At 68.9% G+C, this 22,009-nt stretch carries 15 protein-coding genes and 1 tRNA gene; 8 read left to right on the plus strand and 8 right to left on the minus strand.

Going from position 1 to position 22,009, the window contains the following annotated elements; translation table 11 throughout:
• Positions 1 to 967: 967 nt before the first annotated feature.
• Entirely contained in the window at positions 968 to 1,987 is a 1,020-nt protein-coding gene (locus AC52GN_RS16240) for an NAD-dependent epimerase (RefSeq protein ID WP_496527755.1), read from the plus strand.
• Between the two features lie 59 nt (positions 1,988 to 2,046).
• Here the strand turns inward: AC52GN_RS16240 and AC52GN_RS16245 are convergent.
• Positions 2,047 to 2,122, minus strand: a tRNA-Ala gene (locus AC52GN_RS16245).
• Positions 2,123 to 2,244: 122 nt separating this feature from the next.
• Between AC52GN_RS16245 and AC52GN_RS16250 the strand changes: the two genes are divergently transcribed.
• From AC52GN_RS16250 to hisS, 5 genes are all read left to right on the plus strand, one after another.
• The gene (locus AC52GN_RS16250; protein ID WP_291779989.1) at positions 2,245 to 2,550 is read left to right on the plus strand and encodes a YggT family protein; all 306 of its coding nucleotides are present in this window, start codon (positions 2,245 to 2,247) and stop codon (positions 2,548 to 2,550) included.
• A gap of 141 nt (positions 2,551 to 2,691) precedes the next feature.
• Positions 2,692 to 3,570 (plus strand): 3-hydroxybutyryl-CoA dehydrogenase, encoded by an 879-nt coding sequence (locus tag AC52GN_RS16255; protein ID WP_338577691.1) that lies wholly within the window; start codon positions 2,692 to 2,694, stop codon positions 3,568 to 3,570.
• The gene (locus AC52GN_RS16260) at positions 3,570 to 4,136 is read left to right on the plus strand and encodes a hypothetical protein (protein ID WP_291779985.1); all 567 of its coding nucleotides are present in this window, start codon (positions 3,570 to 3,572) and stop codon (positions 4,134 to 4,136) included. Before AC52GN_RS16255 ends, AC52GN_RS16260 begins: the two co-directional genes overlap by 1 nt.
• A 62-nt stretch (positions 4,137 to 4,198) precedes the next feature.
• Complete coding sequence (locus tag AC52GN_RS16265) at positions 4,199 to 5,419, plus strand: DUF418 domain-containing protein (RefSeq protein ID WP_496527756.1); 1,221 nt, start codon at positions 4,199 to 4,201, stop codon at positions 5,417 to 5,419.
• A gap of 57 nt (positions 5,420 to 5,476) precedes the next feature.
• Positions 5,477 to 6,949, plus strand: a complete 1,473-nt coding sequence (gene hisS, locus AC52GN_RS16270) for a histidine--tRNA ligase (protein ID WP_496527757.1) — start codon at positions 5,477 to 5,479, stop codon at positions 6,947 to 6,949.
• Between the two features lie 480 nt (positions 6,950 to 7,429).
• On the opposite strand, the gene AC52GN_RS16275 is transcribed toward hisS, so the two are convergent.
• Positions 7,430 to 9,556 (minus strand): M13 family metallopeptidase, encoded by a 2,127-nt coding sequence (locus AC52GN_RS16275; RefSeq protein WP_496527758.1) that lies wholly within the window; start codon positions 9,554 to 9,556, stop codon positions 7,430 to 7,432.
• A 428-nt stretch (positions 9,557 to 9,984) separates the two neighbouring features.
• On the opposite strand from AC52GN_RS16275, the gene AC52GN_RS16280 reads away from it, so the two are divergent.
• Both AC52GN_RS16280 and AC52GN_RS16285 read left to right on the plus strand, forming a co-directional pair.
• Positions 9,985 to 10,644 (plus strand): TetR family transcriptional regulator, encoded by a 660-nt coding sequence (locus tag AC52GN_RS16280; protein ID WP_291779975.1) that lies wholly within the window; start codon positions 9,985 to 9,987, stop codon positions 10,642 to 10,644.
• A gap of 139 nt (positions 10,645 to 10,783) precedes the next feature.
• Positions 10,784 to 13,225 (plus strand): membrane-bound PQQ-dependent dehydrogenase, glucose/quinate/shikimate family, encoded by a 2,442-nt coding sequence (locus AC52GN_RS16285; RefSeq protein WP_496527759.1) that lies wholly within the window; start codon positions 10,784 to 10,786, stop codon positions 13,223 to 13,225.
• A gap of 158 nt (positions 13,226 to 13,383) precedes the next feature.
• Here AC52GN_RS16285 and AC52GN_RS16290 read toward each other — a convergent pair whose 3' ends face one another.
• The 6 genes from AC52GN_RS16290 to AC52GN_RS16315 form a co-directional block, all read right to left on the minus strand.
• Positions 13,384 to 14,646 carry a glutamate-5-semialdehyde dehydrogenase gene (locus AC52GN_RS16290; RefSeq protein WP_496527760.1) on the minus strand — a complete coding sequence of 421 codons (1,263 nt, stop codon included), beginning with the start codon at positions 14,644 to 14,646 and terminating at the stop codon, positions 13,384 to 13,386.
• Complete coding sequence (gene proB / locus AC52GN_RS16295; protein WP_425543230.1) at positions 14,643 to 15,812, minus strand: glutamate 5-kinase; 1,170 nt, start codon at positions 15,810 to 15,812, stop codon at positions 14,643 to 14,645. The genes AC52GN_RS16290 and proB overlap by 4 nt, the downstream gene beginning before the upstream one ends.
• Positions 15,813 to 16,000: 188 nt before the next feature.
• Positions 16,001 to 17,440, minus strand: a complete 1,440-nt coding sequence (locus tag AC52GN_RS16300) for an efflux transporter outer membrane subunit (protein WP_496527761.1) — start codon at positions 17,438 to 17,440, stop codon at positions 16,001 to 16,003.
• Position 17,441: 1 nt separating this feature from the next.
• A complete protein-coding gene (locus tag AC52GN_RS16305; RefSeq protein ID WP_496527762.1) occupies positions 17,442 to 19,952 on the minus strand; it encodes an efflux RND transporter permease subunit in 2,511 nt (836 codons plus the stop codon).
• On the minus strand, positions 19,922 to 20,710 hold the full coding sequence (locus AC52GN_RS16310; RefSeq protein ID WP_496527763.1) for an efflux RND transporter permease subunit: 789 nt from the start codon (positions 20,708 to 20,710) through the stop codon (positions 19,922 to 19,924). Before AC52GN_RS16310 ends, AC52GN_RS16305 begins: the two co-directional genes overlap by 31 nt.
• Before the next feature lie 30 nt (positions 20,711 to 20,740).
• Complete coding sequence (locus AC52GN_RS16315; protein ID WP_343829883.1) at positions 20,741 to 21,928, minus strand: efflux RND transporter periplasmic adaptor subunit; 1,188 nt, start codon at positions 21,926 to 21,928, stop codon at positions 20,741 to 20,743.
• Positions 21,929 to 22,009 lie beyond the last annotated feature (81 nt).

Consider the following 22,009-nt stretch of genomic DNA (forward strand, 5'->3'; position numbering starts at 1 on the left):
GACGTCTTCGGCCGCTGGGTGATCGCCCATACGCAAGGGACGGGCTGGATCCTGCTGGCGCTGGCGGCGGCCCTGGGCGGCTTCGCCGCCTGGCGGGCGCGGCGCGGGGCGGGGCTGACGGCGGGGCAGGTCGGCCTGGGCGTGCTGGACGGGCTGTGGTTCCTGACCGGGGGCGTCATCCTGTTGCAGGCCACGCGTCTGCTGGCCGGGCCGATGTCGAGCCGCGCCGCCTCGCCGGACGTCTATTACACCCTGCTGCGCCGCCTGCCGTGGATGGAGGCGGGAGCGGCGCTGGCGGCGCTCGCCCTGGCGCTGGTCCTGCTGAGCGGCGCGCGCCGGACGCGGCCGCGCGTGATCGCCGGGGCGTTCGCCCTGCTGACCGCCGTGGTTCTGATCATCGGCGGCTTCAGCCCGGTGATGCTGGCGCTCGGCGTCATCGCGGTCGGCCTGTCGTTGTGGCCGGGACAGGCCGAGCGTTCTGCCTGGGGCGGCTGGCTGGGCCTGATCGCCATTGTCTTCGTCTTCGGCTGCGCCCTACAGGGCGCGGCGCCCGAGGCGGCGCTGCTGTTCGTCTGGCCGGTGCTGCTGGCGGCGACGGCGGCGGTCCTGGCGGCCCTGATCGATCCGGGCCTGACGCGGCCGGTCAGCCTTCTGCCGCCGGCGGTCATGACAGTGCTGGGCGGGGCCTGGCTGGCGGGGATCGGCCATTTCGTCTTCCTGGGCGTCGGCATGGACCTGCCGGGCGCCCTGGCCATGATCGCCTTGCTGATCCTGCTGTTCGCCCGCCCCTTGGCGCCCGGAGCGAAGACGACGCGCCTGGTTCTGTTCGCCGCAGCCGCCTGCCTGATCGCGGGCGTCGGGCTGAATCTGTCGGCCCAGATGCTGCCCCTCGCCGGCGGTGGTCGAGACTCTGCCCTAAAATGCGAACGCTGGCGTCCGGCCGCGCGACCGTTTATCGCAGCCGATCATGAGCGATCCCGTCCTGGTCACCGGCTCCGCCGGCTTCATCGGCTTCCACACCGCCCGGCGTCTGCTGGAGCGGGGCGAGCGCGTGATCGGTCTGGACAACCTCAACGCCTATTACGATCCGTCGCTGAAGCAGGCGCGCCTGTCTCAGCTTCAGGCCCATCCGAACTACCGCCATCACACGCTGGACCTGGCCGACCGCGCGGGCGTCGCCGCCCTGTTCGCCGAGCACCAGCCCCGCCGCGTGGTCCACCTCGCCGCCCAGGCGGGCGTCCGCTACAGCCTGGAAGCGCCCGAGACCTATGTCGATTCCAACGTCGTCGGCTTCCTCAGCATCCTGGAGGGCTGCCGCGCGGTCGGGGCGGATAATCTGGTCTTCGCCTCGACCAGTTCGGTGTTCGGCGCCAACCGCGCCCTGCCGTTCTCGGTGCGCCAGCCCGCCGACCATCCGCTGACCGTCTACGCCGCGACCAAGCTGGCCAATGAGGCGATGGCTCATTCCTACGCCCACCTGTTCGGCTTTCCGGCGACGGGCCTGCGCTTCTTCACCGTCTATGGCCCGTGGGGGCGCCCGGACATGGCCCTGTTCAAATTCACCCGCGCCATTCTGAAGGACGAGCCGATCGACGTTTACGGCGAGGGCCGGATGAGCCGCGACTTCACCTATGTCGACGACATCGTCACCGGCGTGATCGCCGCCCTCGACCGACCGGCCGCCGTCGACCCGACGTGGGACGCGACGGCCCCCAACCCCGCCACCAGCGGCGTCGCCCCCTGGCGCATCCTGAACCTGGGCGCCGGCCGTCCGGTGCCGTTGATGCGCTATATCGAGGTGCTGGAGAGCAAGCTGGGCCGCAAGGCCAAGCTGAACCTCATGCCCATGCAGGACGGGGACGTGGCCGACACCGAGGCCGACGTCGCCGAGACCCTGGCGGCCCTCGACTACGCCCCCACGACCCCTGTGGAGGAGGGCGTGGCCCGCTTCGTCGACTGGTATTGCAACTTCTATCGTGAGAATTGACGCGCGCGTCGGCACCGCGCCCAAAGACGGTGGTCTTCAACGATTTCGCGGAGATGCCCTGGTGGAGCCGAGGGGAGTCGAACCCCTGACCTCGTCATTGCGAACGACGCGCTCTACCAACTGAGCTACGGCCCCGACCGACAGGCAGGGGCGGGACATAGAAGCGTCCAGGGGGGCGTGTCAACGGGCCGCGCACGAATCCTTGGCGATCCGCGGCCGGGCCGCTAGAAGCGGCGTGAACGAAGCAGGAGTTTCTCATGGGTTTCGCCCTTGTCTGGCTGGTGAACGCCGTCGTCACCCTGATGATCTGGTGCATCATCGCCTCGGCGATCCTGAGCTGGCTGTTCGCCTTCGACGTGATCAATCCGCGCAACCGCTTCGTGGGCCAGATCGCCTATGTGCTGGATACGGTGACGCGGCCGATCCTGGGTCCGATCCAGCGCGTGGTGCCGCCGCTGGGCGGGATCGACATCACCCCGATCATCGCCCTTCTGGCGCTGCAGTTCCTGAGCGTGCTGTTCAACCGGTCGGTCGCGCCCATGCTGATCATGTCGCTGGGCTGAGGCGAGCGAGCCTCCGTTGAAGCGAAGCCACGGCGGCGCGGGATTCGGCGTTCGGCGCCCATTTCCGCCCTTGCGCGGCGCGAGCGGGCTCCTAAGGTGCCGACGATGGGTCCCTGGCGGACCGCCTTTTACGCGTAATTCATGACCACGATCAGGACAGTCGCCGTCATCGGCGCCGGGCAAATGGGTTCGGGCATCGCTCAGGTGGTGGCCGCCGGCGGCTATGAGGTGAAGCTGTACGACATTGCGCCGGACCGGGTGACCCTGGCCCTGGGCGAGATCGCGGCCAGCCTGGCGCGGCGTGCGGCGCGCGGCCTGTCGACCGAGGCGGAGGCCCAGGCGGCGCTTCAGCGCGTCACCGCCGTGAAAACCCTGGCGGAGGCGGCCGGGGCCGATCTGGTCATCGAAGCCGCGTCCGAGGACGAAGCGGTCAAGAAGGGCGTTTTCACCGAACTGACGCCGCTGCTGGGGCCGGATGTTCTGCTGGCGTCCAACACCTCCTCGATCTCCATCACCCGCCTGGCTTCGGTCACGGATCGGCCCGAGCGCTTCATCGGCCTGCACTTCATGAAGCCGGCGCCGACGATGAAGCTGGTCGAACTGGTGCGCGGCATCGCCACCTCGGCCTCGACCTTCGAGACGGCGGTCGCCTTCGCCGAGAGCCTGGGCAAGATCATCACGGAGTCCGAGGACTTCCCCGCCTTCATCGTCAATCGCATCCTGGTGCCGATGATGAACGAGGCGGTCTATGTCCTGTATGAAGGCGTCGGCGACGTGGTCTCGATCGACAAGGCGCTGAAGCTGGGCGCCAACCATCCGATGGGACCGCTGGAGCTGGCCGACTTCATGGGGCTGGACGTGGCCCTGGCCATCATGAACGTGCTGTATGAAGGCCTGGCCGACAGCAAATACCGGCCCTGTCCGCTGCTGGTGAAATATGTCGAGGCCGGCTGGCTGGGCAAGAAGAGCGGGCGCGGCTTCTACGACTATTCCGGCGAGACGCCGGTTCCGACCCGCTGATGGCCGTCGCCTTTCCCTCCCTGCCGGGCCTGAAGCGCGTGGCGCCGCGGCGCGGCGCGGGCGCCCTGGTTCCGGCCGCCCTGGCGGCGGCGGCCTGGCCTCCGGTGATCCTGACCCTGTTCATCTGGCCGCCCGAGAACTGGTGGTCGGGCGTGGATACGGACTGGCGGCTGGTGATGCTGGCGGTCGGACTGATCGCGGCGCCGGCAGGTCTCTGGCTGCTGCTTGACAGCCACGGCAGGACCGGTCGGCCGTCGACGCGGCTGGGCGTGGTCTGCCGCTTCACCGTGTTCGGCGGCCTGCTGGCGGCGGCGATGCAGACGGTTATGGCCGTGATCATGGCGGGCCTGGCGGGCGCCGCCTCGCAGAGCCTCGTCCAGGGCCTGGGCGCGATCGAGACGGCCCTGCTGATCTATGGCGTCGGCGGCCTGCCGCTGGCGGTCATGATGGGCGTCAGCTACGCCCTGTGGGGCGGCCTGTGCGTGGCCTATCTGGGCTTTGTCCCGGCGCCGACGGTCAAGAACCGCATGGGCGTCCTGGCCGAACGGGACGTTACGGGGATTTAACGTGAAGCGGAGCGGCGGTCCCGCCTAAGCCTCAACCTCTTCACGCAGAACAGGGGGCGAGCATGAGGGATCAGGTCGAGACGGCCCAGCCGAAGCCGGTGGCGGCGGATCAGCGGATCGTGACCCTGGACGTGCTGCGCGGCGCGGCGGTTCTCGGAATCCTGGCGGTCAATGCGGCGGCCTTCGCTCTGCCGATGATGGCGATCGAGATGACGAGCGGCCAGTCGCCCTTTCCGGCGGGCCCCAATGCGTCGGGCGTGGCGCAATGGGTCGTGGCCGTCTTCTTCCAGCAGAAGTTCGTCACCCTGTTCTCCATGCTGTTCGGCGTGTCGGTCTTCCTGGTCGGCGGCGAACGGGGCGATGAGGCGAAGGGGCGCGTCCTGCGTCGCCGTCTGCTGTTCCTGGCCCTGTTCGGCCTGATCCACGGCGCGGCCTTCTGGTACGGCGACATTCTGCTGCTTTACGCCTGGTCCGGCCTGTTCATGATGCTGATGCGGTCGATGCCCGCCAAGCCGTTGATCTGGATCGGCGCCGGGGCGACGGTCCTTCTGGCGACGCTTCAGGCCGGGCTGATGCTGCTGACGGCGCGCTTCCCCGAGGCCATGAGCAGCGGCGGCGCCTCGGACGGGGCGGTCGCCGCCTCGATCGCCGCCTATCAGAGCGGCTGGGCCGGCGCGGCGCTGGAGAACCTGAAGGCCTGGGCCATCGCCCAGGGCATGAGCCTGCTCATGTATGTGTTCTCGACCGTGCCGTTGATGATGCTGGGCCTGGGTCTGTTCAAGGCGGGCTTCTTCCACGGGCGGGTTCCGACGCGCGTCTACGCGATGCTGATGGCGGGCGGGGCGGCGGTTCTGGCCCTGCTGGGCGTGCTGGAATGGTTCGAAATCCAGGCCGGGGCCGAGGTCGAGGCGACCGGCGGCTGGGCCATGGCGGTGGGCTCCTATCCGCTGATCATCACCCTGGCCTACGCCTCGGCGCTGATCCTGATGACGACGCGCGGCGTGGGCTGGCTGCGCAAGGCGCTGGCGCCGGTGGGGCGGATGGCCTTCACCAACTACCTGACCCAGACCCTGATCATGACGACCATCTTCTACATGCCGTGGGGGCCGCGTCTGTTCGGTCAGGTCGACTATCCGATGCAGTGGGCCATCGTCGTCGGCGTCTGGGCGCTGCAGCTGATCTGGTCGCCGCTGTGGCTGTCGAAGTTCACCATGGGGCCGTTCGAGTGGCTGTGGCGGCGCCTCAGCTATGGGCGCGATCTGCCGCTGCGCCGCACGGCCTGAGAGCGTCGGGCGGACTGTGAGTTGCGGCGGCGGAACTGATGGCTTAATCGCCGCCCCATGACCGACGAAGCCTCCAACCGCCCCGAAGCCCGCGCGCCCCGCGGGTTCGCCGACCGTCGCGGCCGCGACCTGACCGCCGAGCGCCGCATCGTCGCGCGCGTGTCCGAGGTCTATGAGCGCTGGGGCTTCGAGGCGCTGGAGACTCCGGCGTTCGAATACGCTGACGCGCTGGGCAAGTTCCTGCCGGACGCCGACCGTCCGAACGAGGGCGTCTTCGCGCTTCAGGACGATGACGACCAATGGATGGCCCTGCGCTACGACCACACGGCGCCTCTGGCCCGTTTCGCCGCCCAGAACTGGGAGACCCTGCCCAAGCCGTTCCGCCGCTACGCCTATGGGCCGGTGTGGCGCAATGAGAAGCCGGGTCCGGGCCGCTTCCGCGAGTTCTGGCAGTGCGACGCCGACACCGTCGGCTCCGACCGGCCAGAGGCCGACGCCGAGATCATCGCCATGGGCTGCGAGGGCCTGCGCGCCGCGGGTCTGGCGGCCGGGCAGGCGGTGATCCGCGTCTCCAATCGCAAGCTGTTCGACGGCCTGTTCAACGCGGGCGGGATCACGGATCCGGTGCAGCGGCTGACGGCTCTGCGCGCAGTGGACAAGTACGACCGTCTGGGCGTCGAAGGCGTGCGCCTGCTGCTCGGCGAGGGGCGTCTGGACGAGTCCGGCGACTACACCAAGGGCGCGAACCTGCCTGCCTCGGTGATCGGGGCCATCGAAGCCTTCCTGGCCTCGGCCGAGACGCCGGGCCTCAGCCGCGCGGGCGTGCTGGACGCCGTGTCCGGCGCCGCCTTGGGCGCCGCGGGTGAAGAAGCTCTGAAGGAACTGGCCGCTATCGACCGCGCCCTGACCGCCATGGGCGTGGCGCAGGACGACGTGCGTTTCGACCCGACCATCGTGCGCGGGCTGGAATACTACACCGGCGCGGTGTTCGAGGCCGAACTGCTGCTGGACACCAAGGACGAGAAGGGCCGGACCGTGCGCTTCGGCTCGATCGGCGGCGGCGGCCGCTATGACGATCTGGTGTCGCGCTTCACCGGTCAGTCGACCCCGGCGACCGGTTTCTCCTTCGGCGTGTCGCGTCTGGTTTCGGCTCTGCGCGCGGCCGGACGGGGCGCCGAGGACGAGACGCGCGGGCCGGTGGTGGCCATCGTCTTCTCCGAGGACGACATGCAGCACTATCTCGACGCCGTGTCCGAACTGCGGGCGGCGGGCATCGCCGCCGAGCTGTATCTGGGCCGGGCGGGCATGAAGGCGCAGATGAAATACGCCGACCGGCGCGGGGCCCCGGCCGCCGTCATCCTGGGCGGAGACGAGATCGCCGCCGGTCAGGTGACGATCAAGGATCTGGACGCCGGACGCGCCCGCGCCGCCGCCATCGCCGACAACGACGCCTGGAAGGCCGAACGTCCGGGGCAGCAGACCGTGGCGCGCGATCAGTTGGTCGCGGTGGTTTGCTCCATTATCGAATAGGTTTCGATAAAAACCCTGACGAAGACGTGAGTTATCAACGTTCAGTTACGAAAGAACGCTCTTTCGATGGAGGCTTGATTGACTTGACCCCCTCCATGGCGTCATTTGGTCTCACTCAAGAGGCGCAGCGCTCAGCCGCAGCGACATCTTGAAGGCGTTTCGGGGAGGAAACGTCCGCTCCTGAGAGAGCGAGAAGGCCCGCTGCGATGTATCCCCCGCAGCGGGCTTTTTCATGCCCGGAGCTCAGGACACGTATCGAAGAATATTCGAGAGTTGCTGGAGCGTTGACCTAATGCGCCGTCATCCTCGGGCTTGACCCGAGGATCCAGACAACCGCGCGCTCAAGCTTCTGACCCTTCCGACCGCTGCCTCCTGGATACTCGGGTCAAGCCCGAGAATGACGGCGGGGAGCTTTAACCGCCATGAAAAAGGGCCGGAGCGGCGACGCTCCGGCCCTCTTCATTCAGCAGGCGCTGCGTCTTACCAGATGCGGACGCGGTCTTCCGGCGCCAGATAGTATTTCGTGCCGGGCTTGACGCCGAAGGCTTCATACCAGGCGTCGACGTTGCGCACCGGGCCGATGACGCGGAACTCGGCCGGGCTGTGCGGATCGGTGGCGATCTGGTTCTTCAGGGCGTCCTCGCGGTACTTGGACTGCCACACCTGCGCCCAGCCGTAGAAGAAGCGCTGGTCGCCGGTCACGCCGTCGATCACCGGGGCGGGCTGGCCCTTCAGCGACAGGTGGTAGGCCTCGAGACCGACCGCCGTGCCGGCCGCGTCGCCGATGTTCTCACCCATGGTCAGGCCGCCCTGGACGTGGAAGCCGGGCAGGGGCTCGAAGGCGTCGTACTGGGCGCCCAGACGCTTGGTCAGGTCTTCGAAATTGGCCTTGTCCTGATCGGTCCACCAGTTGCGCAGCACGCCGTCGCCGTCGGACTTGGAGCCCTGGTCGTCGAAGCCGTGGCCGATCTCGTGGCCGATCACGCCGCCGATGCCGCCGTAGTTGACGGCCGGGTCCGCGTCCGGGTCGAAGAAGGGCGGCTGCAGGATGGCGGCCGGGAAGACGATCTCGTTATTGGCCGAGTTGTAATAGGCGTTCACCGTCTGGGGCGTCATGCCCCACTCGTCCTTGTCGACCGGCTGGTCCAGGCGCGACAGGCGGTAGTTCCACTGGAATTGGCCCATGCGCTGGCTGTTGCCGAACAGGTCGTCGGCCTTGATCTCGAGCGCCGTATAGTCGCGCCACTTGTTCGGATAGCCGATCTTGACGGTGAATTTGCGCAGCTTCTCCTGGGCCGCCGCCTTCGTCTCCGTGCCCATCCAGGTCAGGTTGTCGATGCGGTGCGACAGGGCGGTGCGCAGGTTGGCGACCAGTTCTTCCATCTTGGCCTTGGATTCGGCCGGGAAGTATTCGGCGACATACAGACGGCCCGCGGCCTCGCCCAGGGCGCCCTCGGCGAAGCTGATGGCGCGCTTCTCGCGGCTGCGCTGCTCGGGCTGGCCGGCCAGGTCGCGCGAATGGAACTCCCACTGGGCGTCCGAGAAGCGCTGCGACAGCATGGGGGCGGCGTCGTCCGTGGTGTGGAAGGCCTGCCAGGCCTGCAGGGTCGCCACCGGCGTCTCACCGAAGATGGCGGCCATCTTCGGCATGGCCGTGTTCTGACGTACGATCACACGGTCGACCGCGCCCAGGCCGGCGGCGTTGAAATAGCCGGCCCAGTCGAAGCCGGGCGCTTCGGCGGCCAGGGTCTGGATCGAATAGGGGTTGTAGGTCTTGTCGCGGTTGCGGTTCTCGATCGGGGTCCAGTGGGCCTCGGCGATTCGATCTTCCAGGGCGACGATGGCGGTCGCCGAACCGGCCGGGTCGGCCCAGCCGATGTTGGTCAGCATCCGCTCGATATAGGCCTGATACTTCTCCTTCTTGTCGGCGAAGCGGGCGTCCAGATAATAGTCGCGGTTGGGCATCCCCAGACCCGACTGACCGGTCGAGACGGCGTAGCGGGTCGGGTTCTTCTGGTCGATGGTGATGCCGGTGCCGAAGAAGGAGCCGCCCGCGCGCCCCTGGGTCTGGCCCATGTAGGCGGCGATCTTCTCATGGGTGTCGGCGGCGCGGATGGCGGCCAGATAGGGCGCCAGCGGTTGGGCGTCCAACTGGTCGACACGAGCCTGGTCCATGTAGGCGCGATAGGCGTCGGCGATCTTCTGCTCGTCCGAACCGGCGGCCAGGTCGGTGCGCGCGGCCAGATCCGTCACCAGCTTCTTCATGCGGTTGTCGGACAGTTCGCGCAGCAGGGCGAAGGAGCCGTAGGAGGTGCGGTCAGACGGGATGGTTAGTTGGTCGATGGCCGCGCCGTTGGCGTAGCGAAAGAAGCTGTCGCCGGGATCGACCGAGGTGTCGCGGCCCGCCAGGTCGAAGCCCCAGGTTCCGTATTTCGGCGCGTCCGTGCCCTGCCAGCCCGAAGCGCCGCCCTCGGCGGCCGGAGTCTGGAACAGTTCGAAGACGGTGCAGGCGTCGTCGATGCAGGCATGGTCGTGGCCGTCATGGGCCAGGGCGGCGGCGGGCGCCAGAAGGGCCGCGGCGGCGACCCCAGCGAACAGTTTCTTCATTGTCGTTTCCTCATCTCGGCCCAAGGGCAGGGCGGCCCGAAGCGTAGAAGCTTCGGGCGATCCGGCAGTCTTAAAAAATTTTATCGCGAAGGGCGAGGGCGGGATTCGCATCTGCGGGGTTCGGCGCCGGCGCCCGATGTCTTCGCCATACATGAGCCGTGCAATAAAGCGGGCCTAACGGCAAAGCTTTGATTTCCCGCATGCCGTTCAACGGTCCCTATCCGTAGAACTGCGTAGCCCTGTTGAACTCACAACCGGCCTGCGGCAAAGTTTTATGCCGCTTGTGACCCATTTTGGTCATTGTTCGGTGATGAAAGTTCACCACTTCCTCCCAGGAGCGTCGTCAGTCTCGTTCCAGGTTCGCGTCGGACGACAGCGAGCCGCGATGAGGCGAACGCCGCCTATAGATGAGTTTAGAGCCGTCGCCGATGCGTGAGTCTTCCCAGTCCGCCCCTGCAGTCGCCGAAGCCGAAGCCCAGCCTCGACTGAACCGCCGCCAGGCCGCCAAGGTGCGCACGCGTCAGAAGGTGCTGGACGCCGCCCGCACCCTCTTCGCCGAGCGCGGCTATGACGCCGCCACCATCCGCGATATCGCCAAGGGGGCGGGCATGTCGACCGGCGCCGTCTTCGCCAACTTCCAGGACAAGGCCGAGCTGTTCGAAGCCGTCTTCTCCGAGGAGATGGAAGGCCTGCTGGCCGACATCCGCACCGCTGCGGCCGCCGAAGGCCGCGTCCTGGATCGCCTGTCGAACGGATTGACCGCCGGCTATCACCGCTCGCTGGACCACCTGCCGCTGATGCAGGCCATGGTCGCCCGCTCCTGGTTCCAGCCGGAAGACGCCGATCTGCGCTCGCGCGCCTTCGTCCGTCCGCTGGTCGAGGCCGTGGCTGAATTGCTGCAGGCCGGCGTGCGCGAGGGCGAACTGCGCCAGGACGTGGACCTGCCGCTTCTGGCGCGTCTGATCTGGGACGTCTTCATCTCCAACTTCCGCTTCGCCGCCTATGACAACTGGGGCATCGAAGAGCTGACGCCGCATATCCGCAAACAGCTCGAGCTGATCCTGTCCAGCCAGCTGGCGCGTCAGTAAGACTTCAGTCGGGATCGATCTGGGGCCGCACGCCGGGCAGGCGCGCGGCCCTTTTTCTCGCCCATTCTCAGAAGCCGATGGAACGCCGCTCTTCTTCGGGTGTTGCAGTCCAAGGCCAAGCTGAAGATGGGAGGGCGCCATGTCGTCCATTGAGCGCGGACGTGGATTCGGCAGCGTCCTTGTCAGGCTTCTGGGGATCGTCATCGCCCTGATCGGGCTGACGCTGACCATAGGCGGGGGCCAGCTGATCATGCTGGGCGGCTCCGCCTATTATCTGATCGTCGGCCTGTTGATGATCGTGTCCGGGGGGCTTCTGGCCCTGCTGCGGCCGTTAGGCGCCTGGCTCTATATCGCCATCTTCATCGGCACCGTCGTCTGGGCTCTGTGGGAGGTCGGACTGAACGGCTGGGCCCTGGTCCCGCGCGTGGTGGCGCCGCTGGTTTTGCTGATCGCCGTGGTCCTCAGCTTGCCGGCGCTGAAGCGCGACGGGGGCGGAGGCAAGCTGGTCTGGGGCGGGCTCGCGGCGATCGCCGTCTTCTGCCTCGTTTCCGGCGTGGTCGTGGCCCAGGCCAACAAGGCCAGGGTGATGAGCCCGGTTCCGTCCGCCGGAAACGGCGGCGTGGGCGACCCGGCGGTGCTGAAGGTCGGCGCCGACTGGCCCGCCTGGGGCGGCTCTGACAGCGCCCAGCGCTATTCTCCGCTGAGCCAGATCAACAAGGACAATGTGAAGGGACTGCAGCGCGCCTGGACCTTCCGCACCGGCGACCTGCCGGATGAGCGCTGGGGCGCCGAGACGACCCCGCTCAAGGTCGGCGACACCCTCTACCTGTGCTCGGCCCGCAATCGTCTGTTCGCGGTCGATGCGGCCACGGGCCAGCAGAAGTGGACCTATGATCCCAAGGTCGCCGACGACCAGATCCCCTATACCGCCGCCTGCCGGGGCGTGACCTACTACGCCGTCCCTAACGTTGATGCGGCTCAGCCCTGCGCCACGCGCATCATCGAGGGCACGCTGGACGGACGGCTGGTGGCCGTGGACGCCCGCACGGGGGCGCCCTGCGCCGGGTTCGGCGCGAATGGCGAAGTCAGCATCAAGCATGGGATGGGCGACCCCTATCCCGGCATGGTGTCGATCACTTCGGCGCCGGTCATCGTGCGCGGGGTGGTGGTCACCGGCCATCAGGTTCTGGACGGCCAGAAGCGGTGGAACGCCTCGGGCGTGATCCAGGGCTTCGACGCGGTGACGGGCGAGTTGCGCTTTGCCTGGGACATGATGCGGCCGGACATCACGACCCTGCCGCCCGAAGGCGAGACCTATACGCCGGGCACGCCGAACATGTGGACCACGGCCACAGCGGATGAGGCGCTGGGCCTGGTCTTCCTGCCGATGGGCAACTCCTCGGCCGACTATTATTCCGGCCTGCGCCGCCCGGCGGAGAATGAATACTCGACCTCCCTGGTCGCGCTGGACGTGACCACGGGCAAGCCGCGCTGGCATTTCCAGACGGTGAGGAAGGATGTGTGGGACTATGACCTGGGCTCGCAGGCGACCCTGGTCGACATGCCGATCAACGGGACGCTGGTTCCGGCGGTGATCCTGCCGTCCAAGCAGGGCGACCTCTATATCCTGGATCGCCGCACCGGCCAGCCTCTGCACAAGGTCGAGGAGCGCCGCGTGCCCCAGGGCGGCGTCGAGCCCTCGCAGCGCAGCCCGACCCAGCCCTTCTCCCTGTTCCACACGCTGAGGAAGGCCGACCTGACCGAACGGGACATGTGGGGCATGTCGCCGATCGACCAGATGGTCTGCCGCATCCAGTTCCATCAGGCGGCCTATGACGGCTACTTCACCCCGCCGACGGCGGACCGCTACTGGATCCAGTATCCGGGCTACAACGGCGGCTCGGACTGGGGCGGGGTGGCGGTCGACCCGGCGCGCGGCGTCATCGTCGCCAACTACAACGACATGCCCAACCACAACCGCCTGGTGCCCCGCGCCGAAGCGGACCGCCTGGGCTGGTTCCCGCGCGACGACCCTCGCTACATCGAGCGCGAGAAGGAGGCGGCCAACCGCGGCGGCAACCTGTCGAAGTCCAAGGCCGAGGGCGCGGGCGACCCGCAGATGGGCGTGCCCTACGCCATCGACGTCAATGCGGGCTGGCGGGTCAAGTTCACCGGCCTGCTGTGCAAACAGCCGCCTTATGGCGGGATGCGCGCCATCGATCTGAAGAGCGGCCGCACCCTGTGGGACCGCCCCTTCGGCACGGCGAGGAAGAACGGACCGTTCGGCATCCCCTCCATGCTGCCGCTGGAGATCGGCACGCCGAACAACGGCGGCTCGGCGGTGACGGCGGGCGGGCTGATCTTCATCGCCGCCGCGACGGACGACCTGATCCGCGCCATCGATATCGAGACGGGCAAGACGGTGTGGTCGGACGTGCTTCCGGCGGGCGGTCAGGCCAATCCGATGATCTATGAGCAGAACGGCCGCCAGTATCTGGTCATCATGGCCGGCGGGCATCACTTCATGGAGACGCCGCGCGGGGACTATGTGATCGCCTATGCGCTCCCCGAAAGTCGTTGAGGCGCGGTTCTCCCTCCCCTTTATGGGGAGGGTGGTCGCGTAGCGACCGGGTGGGGAGGGCCGTACGATATGGGCGGGGTGTGGTCTGCTTAAGCGCCCCCACCCGGCTTCGGCTGCGCCTCAGCCACCCTTCCCATAAAGGGGAGGGAGAAGGTGCATTACGGCCGCGTCTGGCCCTGGCCGCGCACCACATATTTGTAGGTGGTCAACTGCTCCGCCCCGACTGGCCCGCGCGCATGCAGCTTTGAGGTCGAGATGCCGATCTCGCCGCCGAAGCCGAATTCGCCGCCGTCGGCGAACTGGGTCGAGGCGTTGATCAGGACGATGGCGCTGTCGACGCCGTTGGCGAAGCGTTCGGCGGCCGCCTCGTCGGTGGTGACGATGGCCTCGGTGTGGCCCGAGCCGTAGCGGCGGATGTGGTCGACCGCGCCGTCCACGCCGTCCACCACGCGCACCGACAGGATGGGGGCCAGGTATTCGGTGGTCCAGTCGACCTCGGTCGCCTCGCTCATGTTCGGGGCCAAGGCGCGGGCCTCGGCGTCGCCGCGCAGCTGGCATCCGGCGGCGAGCAGGTCGGCGGCGACGGCGGGCAGCAGGCGCGCCGCCTCAGCTCGATCCACCAACAGGGTCTCGGTGGCGCCGCAGACCGAGACGCGGCGCATCTTGGCGTTCAGGGCTACGCGACGGGCGACGTCGAGATCGGCCGCGCCATCCAGATAGGTGTGGCACAGGCCCTCGAGGTGGCCCAGCACCGGCGCCTTCGCCTCGGCCTGAACCCGCGCGACCAGACTCTTGCCGCCGCGCGGGATGATCAGGTCGACGGCGCCGTCGAGGCCCGACAGGATGGCGCCGACGGCCTCGCGATCCGGCACGGGGACCAGTTGGACGGCGTCGGCGGGCAGGCCCGCTTCGGCCAGGGCGCTCGTGACGACAGCGGCGATGGCGCGCGAGGAATCCAGACAGTCCGAGCCGCAGCGTAGGATCGCCGCGTTGCCGGACCGGATGCACAGGGCGGCGGCGTCGGCGGTGACGTTCGGGCGGCTCTCATAGATGACGGCCAGAACGCCGATGGGGGTGCGGACGCGGGCGATGTCCAGACCGTTGGCGGGGGTCCAGCGGGCCATTTCGGCCCCGACGGGATCGGGCTGGGCGGCGATGGTTTCGACCGCGAGGGCCATGCCCTCGACGCGGGCGGGGGTCAGGGCCAGGCGGTCGATCAGGGCCTCGGACAGGCCGCCGTTGCGGGCGCGGCTTACGTCGCGGGCGTTGGCGGACAGAATGTCGGCTTCGGCGGCGCGCAAGGCCGCGGCGAGCCGGTGAAGCGCCTCGGTCCGGGCGTCCGGCGTCGTGGCGCGAAGGGCGTCGGCGGCGGCGCGGGCGCGGCGGCCCATGTCCAGCATGGCGGCGTCGAGGTCGCTCATCGGTCCTCCAGAACCAGGTCGTCGCGGTGGATGACGACCGAGGGGCCGCGATAGCCCAGCAGGCTTTCGATCGCGTCCGAATGGCGGCCGCGGATCAGGGCGATCTCGTCGGCGGCGTAGGCGGCCAGTCCGACGCCGATGCGAAGACCGTCAGGGCCGGTCAGGCGCACGCTGTCGCCCTTGCCGAAGTCGCCGCTGACGGCGACGACGCCGGAGGGCAGCAGGCTCTTTCCGGCATGGAGGGCGGCGACGGCCCCCGCATCCAGCGTCAGGGCGCCGCCGGGCGCCACGCTGCCCGCGATCCACTGCTTCCATGCGGCCATGGGGGTGGCGGGGGCCAGGATCAGGCTGGCGCGGGCGCCGTCGAGCACGGCCTTCAGCGGATGGGCCGTCAGTCCCGAAGCGATGACGGTGGCGCACCCGGCCGAGGCGGCGATCTGGGCCGCCGCCAGCTTGGTCGCCATGCCGCCTGTGCCGACGCCGGCCTGCGCATTGGCGCCTGAGGCCATGGCCAGCACCTCGGGCGACAGCCGCTCGATCAGGGGCAGGTGGCGGGCGTCCGGATCGCGACGCGGATCGGCGGTGTAGAGGCCGTCCACGTCGGACAGCAGGATCAGCAGGTCGGCCCGTCCGAGCTGCGCCGCGCGCGCGGCCAGGCGGTCGTTGTCGCCGTAGCGGATCTCTTCGGTGGCGACGGTGTCGTTCTCATTGACCACGGGGACGACGCCGTGGCTCAGCAGGGCCTCAAGCGTGGCGCGGCCGTTGAGCCAGCGGCGCCGCCGTTCGGTGTCGTCGCGGGTCAGCAGCACCTGGCCCGCCATCAGACCGTGGGGCGCCAAAGCTTCTTCCCAGGCGTGCATCAGCAGGGTCTGGCCCACGGCGGCCGCGGCCTGCTTGTCCTGAAGGCGGCTGGTCGAGAGGTTCAGGCGTCCGCGTCCCAGGGCCACGGCGCCGGAGGAGACGACGATCGCCTCGCGCCCCTGGCGACGCAGTGCCGCGATGTCGGCGGCCAGGCTGGCCAGCCAGTCGGCGGCGACGGCGCGTCGATCGGCGTCGAACAGCAGGGACGAGCCGATCTTGATCACCACCCGGCGCGCCTGGGTCAGGGCGACGGCGGGCGAGGCTGCGGCCGCAGCGGCTTGGGGGAGGGCGGAGGAGGCGGTCACATCGCCTCCCTATCGCAAGATCATCGTCCCGGCCAAGTTGTTAGCGAGGATTATTCGACGCGATGGCCGTGACGCGCGATTCAAATGAAGAAAATTCTGTCTTTGTGTTGCGCGGCGGAAGAAGCGCCAAAGAAAACGCCCGGCGGGCGAACCGGCCGGGCGTCTCAGTTTCAGCTTGAGGCTGAAGGTCAGGCTTCGGGATCGGGAGCCTGTTCCCAACCGCCCGCCAGGGCCTTGAACAGGCCGATCTGGTAGGTGGTGACCTGGGCTTCCGAGGCGGCCAGGGCGGCGTCGGCGCCGGCCAGGGTGCGCTCGGAATCGAGCACCGTCAGGAAGCTGTCGGCGCCGGCGTCGAAGCGCAGGCGCGACAGACGCGCCGCCGTAGCCGCCTGATCCCGCGCGGTGCGCAGGGCCGTGCGACGGTCCAGTTCGTTGGCGTAGGCGCTGAGCGCCGTCTCGGTTTCCTGCAGCGCCGTCAGCACGGTCTGGTCGAAGGTCGCCAGGGCCGCGTCCGACTGGGCGCCGGCCTGTTTGATCCGCGCGCGGGCCGCCCAGACGTTGGGGAAGGACCAGGAGATCAGGGGACCCACGCTGAAGCGGAAGTTGGCGTCCTCGCCCAGGTCCGAGGCGTCGAGCGCCGTCGATCCCACCGAGCCGCCCAGGCGGATGCTGGGATAGAGGCCGGCGGTGGCGACGTTGACGCGGGCGGCGGCCGCCGACAGGCGGGCCTCCGCCTGACGCACGTCGGGACGGCGGGCCAGAAGCGCCGCGCCGTCGCCGACCGGGATCGGCTGCGACAGTTGCGGCGGGGACTGGCAGGCGCGAGCCGCCTCGCTGGCCTCGGCCGGGGTGCGGCCGGTCAAGGTGGCCAGGCGGAACAGGGCGCCGTCGCGCGACGCCCGCAGGGGCGGCAGGCTGGCGCGGGTCTGCTCCAGGGCGGCGCGGGCGCGGGCGACGTCCAGACCATTGCCGGCGCCCCCGTCCAGCAGGCGCTGGGTCAGGTCGACCGTCTGGGTCTGCAAGTCGATGGTCCGTTCGGCCACGGCGATCTGGGCGTTGGCCGAGCAGGTGTCGGCGTAGGCCCGGGCCGTTTCGGCCGCGACGGTCACCCGCACGACCTCCAGGGCGGCGGCGGCGGCGGCCACGTCGCCCCGCGCGGCGCGGATGGAGGATTCCACCCGGCCGAACAGGTCGATCTCATAGGAGACGTCCAGGCCGACGTCATAGGTGTCGACCTCCGGCAGCTTGGCGCCGCCGGCGGTGGGCACGGTGTCAGTCGAGGCGCGGCTGCGGTTATAGGCGGCCGAGGTCGTGGTGGTCGGGAACCGGCCCGAGCGGGCTTCGGACAGCGAGGCCCGGACGGCGCGCAGATTGGCTGCGGCCGCCTCCAGCTCGTTGTTCTCGGTCAGGGCCTGCTGGATCAGGCCGTCCAACGTCGGGTCCTGATACAGCCGCCACCAGTCGTCGCGGGCCGCCGCGGTCGAAACCGAGGCGGACTGCGAGCCGATGAAGGCGCCCTGGCCTTCGGCCGGGAGGGTGGGGAGCGGCGCCTTGGGGCCCACCGCGCAGGCGGCGAGCAGGGCGGCCGACCCCGCGGCGGTCAGCAGAGTGCGGAGTTTGCCGTTCATTTTACGCATCTCCCTGGCGCGGAGCGGCGGTCGCCGGTTCCGGGCCGTCGGGGTCAAAGGGGTCGTGCGGCGGAGCGCCGAAGCTGGTGGGGAGCTCGCGCTCCTTGCCCGGCGCCTTGGGCAGCTTGCCCGCCATCCAGCGACAGATGACGTAGAAGACCGGGGTGAAGATCAGACCGAAGAAGGTCACCCCCAGCATCCCGTAGACCACTGCGATCCCCAGGGCGTTCTGCATCTCCGATCCAGGGCCCGAGGCGATCGCCAGGGGCAGCACGCCGAAGATGAAGGCGAACGAGGTCATCAGGATCGGGCGCAGACGCTGGCGCGCGGCCTGGACGGCGGCGTCCCAGCGGTTCAGGCCCTGCTCGTCCTCGGCCTGCTTGGCGAACTCCACGATCAGGATGGCGTTCTTGGCCGCCAGGGCGATCAGGACCACCAGGCCGACCTGGGTCAGGATGTTGTTGTCCAGACCATGCAGGTTCACCCCGAGAATGGCCGCCAGGATACACATCGGCACGATCAGGATGACCGCCAGCGGCAGGGTGAAGGCCTCATACTGAGCGGCCAGCACCAGGAAGACGAACACGACAGCCATCAGGAAGATGATGGTCGACCCGCCGGCCGCCGCCTTCTCCTGCAGCGCGATTTCCGTCCACTCGTAGCTGAAGCCGTCCGGCAGCGTCTTGGCCGCCAGCTCCTCCATCGCGGCGATGGCGTCGCCGGTGGACACGCCCGGCGCCGCTTCACCCTGCAGTTCCGAAGCCGGGAACAGGTTGTAGCGGACCACGCGCGCCGGGCCGGAATCGTCGGCCAGGGTCGCCACCGAACCGATCGGCACCATGCCGCCGGTGGCCGAACGGACCTTCAGATTGGCGATGTCGGCCAGTTCGTCGCGATAGGCGGGCTCGGCCTGGGCGGTCACGCGGAAGGTGCGGCCCAGGAAGTTGAAGTCGTTGACGTAGGTCGAGCCGAGGTAGGTGCCCAGGGTGCTGAACACGGTCGAGGGCTGGACCCCCATCAACAGGGCCTTGTCGCGGTCGACGTTGGCGGCGATGCGCGGCGAACCGGTGTTGTAGAGGCTGAACACCTGCTGCACCTGATCCGGGGCCTGGGCGGCGGCGCCCATCATGGCGAAGGTCGCGCCTTCCAGGGCCTGGAAGCCGGCCCCCGAACGGTCCTGGATCATCATCTTGAAGCCCGAGCCGGTGCCCATGCCCTGAACGGGCGGGGGCGACAGCATGAAGATGCTGGCTTCCTCGATGACGCCGGTCGCCCCGCTGAGCGCGCCGGCCAGGGCCGAGGCTTCCAGTTCGGGCGTGGTCCGCTCGTCATAGTCCTTCAGCTTGATGAACATGGTGGCGGCGTTGGACGACAGCGAGAAGCTGGACCCGTCCAGGCCGGCGAAGGCGGTGACTTCCTGAACGCCATCGGCCTTCTGGACGATTTCGACGGCCCTGTTCATCGCCGCCTTGGTGCGCTCCAGCGAGGCGCCCGGCGGAAGCTGGACGACGCCGATCAGCACGCCCTGGTCCTGCGCCGGAATGAAGCCGGTGGGCGTGTCGGTCATGCGCCAGCCCGTCAACGCCAGCAGGGCGGCGTAGATGACGAGCATGACGGTGACCATGCGGATCAGGCGGGCGGTCATACGGCCGTAGCGGTCCGACACCCAGTCGAAGCCCTCGTTGAACTTGGCTCCGGCCCAGCCGAGGTAATAGGTGATCGTGCCGATCAGACCCGGCTTGCGGTGATGATCGTGCTCCTTGTGCGGCTTGAGCAGCAGGGCCGACAGGGCCGGAGACAAGGTCAGCGACACGAGGAGCGAGATCAGCGTCGCCGAGGCGATGGTGACGGCGAACTGGCGGAAGAAGATGCCGGGGATGCCGGGCACGAAGGCGGTCGGCACGAACACCGAGGTCAGCACCAGGGAGATGGCGATCAGGGCGCCCGACACTTCCTGCATCGACCGATAGGCCGCTTCCTTGGGCGTCAGGCCCTCGCGGATGTAGCGCTCGACGTTCTCGACCACGATGATGGCGTCGTCGACGACGATGCCGACGGCCAGAACCAGGGCGAACAGCGACAGGGAGTTGATCGAGAAGCCCAGGGCCAACTGCACCGCGAAGGTGCCGACCAGGGCGACGGGGATGGCCAGGATCGGGATGATGGCCGCACGCCAGGTCTGCAGGAAGACCAGGATGACGATCATCACCAGGAAGACGGCTTCGATCAGCACGTGCTCCACGGCCGAGACCGAGGCGGCGACGTATTCCGTCGGGTTATAGGGGATGGCGTACTTCACGCCGGGCGGGAAGTCGGCCTTGATGGCGTCCAGCTCGGCGATGACCGCCTCGGCGGTCGACAGGGCGTTGGAACCCGGCTGCTGGATGACGGCGATGCCGACGCCGCGCTGGCCGTTGAAGTAGCCCTCGACGCCGTAGATTTCCGAGCCGAGTTCGGTGCGGGCGATGTCGCTGACGCGGGTCACGCGCCCTTGAGCGTCGGTCTTGAGCACGACCTTGCCGAACTCTTCCGGGGCCGACAGGCGGCCCTCGACCTGGACCGGCAGCTCGAAGGCGGCGGCGTTGGTCGGGAAGGGGGCTGGCCGATCGAACCGCCGGCGGCCTGGACGTTCTGGGCCTGCAGGGCGGCGACGATCTCCGGCGCGGTCAGGTCGCGCGCGGCCGCCTTGGCCGGGTCGATCCAGATCCGCATGGAGTAGTTGCCGCCGCCGAAGACCTGGACGCCGCCGACGCCGTCGATCCGCAGCAGGCGGTCGCGGATGGTCGACTGGGCCATGTTGCCCAGGTAGTCGCTGTCGATGCCGGGGTCGTCGGACGTCAGCGACGCCAGCATCAGGAAGCCGGTCGACTCCTTGTTGACGACGACGCCGACCTGACGGACCTGCGCCGGAAGGCGCGGCTCGGCCAGGGCGACCCGATTCTGGACCAGCACCTGGGCGGTGTCGAGGTCGGTGCCGGGCTGGAAGGTCACGGTGACCTGGACCCGGCCGTCGGAGGTCGACGACGAGGTCATGTAGAGCATGTTCTCGACGCCGTTGATCTCCTGCTCCAGCGGCGCGGCGACCGTCTCGGACAGGGTTTCAGCCGAGGCGCCGGCGTAGGAGGCGGTCACGCTGATCGTCGGCGGCGCGATATCCGGATACTGCGCCAGCGGCAGCATCGGCATGGCGAAGGCGCCGATCAGGGTGATGAAGACCGAGATCACGATCGCGAAGATCGGTCGGTCGATGAAGAAGCGGGATATGTTCATGGATCAGGTTCCGGCCCGTGAGCCTCCTCCTCAGCCGGCGCTGGCGGCGAAGGTGGCGGTCGAGGCGACGGGGGCCGTGGTCACAGGCGCTTGCGCCTGGGTTTCCTCGGCCTTGATGGTCCCGTTCTGGGCGGTGACCTTCTGGCCCGGACGGGCGCGTTGAAGGCCGTTGATGATGACGCGATCGTCGGGCGTCAGACCCGTGCGCACGACGCGCAGGCCGTTGGCGATCGGTCCCAGCTGGACCGGCTTGGCGGCCACGGCGCCGTCCTTGCCGACCACATAGACGACCTTGCGCGGACCGTCGGTGACGATGGCTGCGTCGGGCACCAGCATGGCCGCATAGCCGCCCGAGCCCGCCAGCTGGGCGTGGCCGAACATGCCGGGCTTCAGGAAGCCGTCGGCGTTCTGGACCACGGCGCGCAGGCGGATGGTGCCGGAGGAGGCGTCGATGGCGTTGTCGGTGAAGTCCAGCGTCCCGGTGCGGTCATAGCTGGTCTCGTCCTGCAGGCGGATGCGGATCGGGGCGGCGCCGTTGCGGGCGTCACGCTGATACTTCAGCGCCAGGGCTTCGGAGCCGTCGAAGACGAAGTAGATCGGCGACGAGGAGACGATGGTGGTCAGCACGTCGCCGGCCGACGAGCCGCCGCCGATCAGGTTGCCCGGATCGACCCGGCGGTCGGACACGCGGCCCGAGATGGGGGCGGTGACGCGGGTGAATTCGACGTCCAGCTGACGCGCGCGGATGGCGGCGTTGGCGGCGGCCACGGCGGCCTCGGCGGTCTGGACGGCGCCGCGCTTGGCGTCGACCTCGGCCTGGGACACGGCCTGGGAGGCCAGCAGGCCCTCGGCGCGGGTCAGTTCAGTGCGGGCCAGGGTGAGCTGGGCCTGGCCCTGGGCCAGCTGGGCGCGGGCCGAAGCCAGGGCGGCCTGGGCCGGACGCGGGTCGAGGGTGAACAGAAGCTGGCCCTGACGCACGAAGTCGCCGTCCTTGAAGTGGACCGACTGGATGTAGCCGCCGACGCGGGCGCGCACGTCGACCGAGCGAGGCGCTTCGAAGCGCCCCGTGAATTCGTCCCAGTCGACGACCTGTTGCGACAGGGGAGCCGCCACCGTCACGGGCGGCGCGCCCTGGGCCGGCGCTTCCTGTCCCTTGGAACAGCCATAGAGGGCGGCCGCTATCAAAGCGGACGCGACCGCGATCTTAACCGTGCGCATCGGCGCAATCTCCTTGGGAGTAGCGTGATTGAGAGAGACTGTCGCTCTTTGGGGAGAAGGCGTCCAGTCAACACCGGCTGA

Source organism: Brevundimonas sp. SS2672, assembly GCF_059579685.1.

Excerpts from the sequence above, each read along its gene's own strand:
- AC52GN_RS16250 (WP_291779989.1), top strand. The coding sequence starts at position 2,245 with ATGGGTTTCGCCCTTGTCTGGCTGGTGAACGCCGTCGTCACCCTGATG.
- AC52GN_RS16290 (WP_496527760.1), bottom strand. The coding sequence starts at position 14,646 with ATGAGCGACCTCGACGCCGCCATGCTGGACATGGGCCGCCGCGCCCGC.
- AC52GN_RS16240 (WP_496527755.1), top strand. The coding sequence starts at position 968 with ATGAGCGATCCCGTCCTGGTCACCGGCTCCGCCGGCTTCATCGGCTTC.
- AC52GN_RS16260 (WP_291779985.1), top strand. The coding sequence starts at position 3,570 with ATGGCCGTCGCCTTTCCCTCCCTGCCGGGCCTGAAGCGCGTGGCGCCG.
- hisS (WP_496527757.1), top strand. The coding sequence starts at position 5,477 with ATGACCGACGAAGCCTCCAACCGCCCCGAAGCCCGCGCGCCCCGCGGG.
- AC52GN_RS16285 (WP_496527759.1), top strand. The coding sequence starts at position 10,784 with ATGTCGTCCATTGAGCGCGGACGTGGATTCGGCAGCGTCCTTGTCAGG.
- AC52GN_RS16275 (WP_496527758.1), bottom strand. The coding sequence starts at position 9,556 with ATGAAGAAACTGTTCGCTGGGGTCGCCGCCGCGGCCCTTCTGGCGCCC.
- AC52GN_RS16300 (WP_496527761.1), bottom strand. The coding sequence starts at position 17,440 with ATGAACGGCAAACTCCGCACTCTGCTGACCGCCGCGGGGTCGGCCGCC.
- AC52GN_RS16315 (WP_343829883.1), bottom strand. The coding sequence starts at position 21,928 with ATGCGCACGGTTAAGATCGCGGTCGCGTCCGCTTTGATAGCGGCCGCC.
- AC52GN_RS16280 (WP_291779975.1), top strand. The coding sequence starts at position 9,985 with ATGCGTGAGTCTTCCCAGTCCGCCCCTGCAGTCGCCGAAGCCGAAGCC.
- AC52GN_RS16255 (WP_338577691.1), top strand. The coding sequence starts at position 2,692 with ATGACCACGATCAGGACAGTCGCCGTCATCGGCGCCGGGCAAATGGGT.
- AC52GN_RS16310 (WP_496527763.1), bottom strand. The coding sequence starts at position 20,710 with ATGAACATATCCCGCTTCTTCATCGACCGACCGATCTTCGCGATCGTG.
- AC52GN_RS16265 (WP_496527756.1), top strand. The coding sequence starts at position 4,199 with ATGAGGGATCAGGTCGAGACGGCCCAGCCGAAGCCGGTGGCGGCGGAT.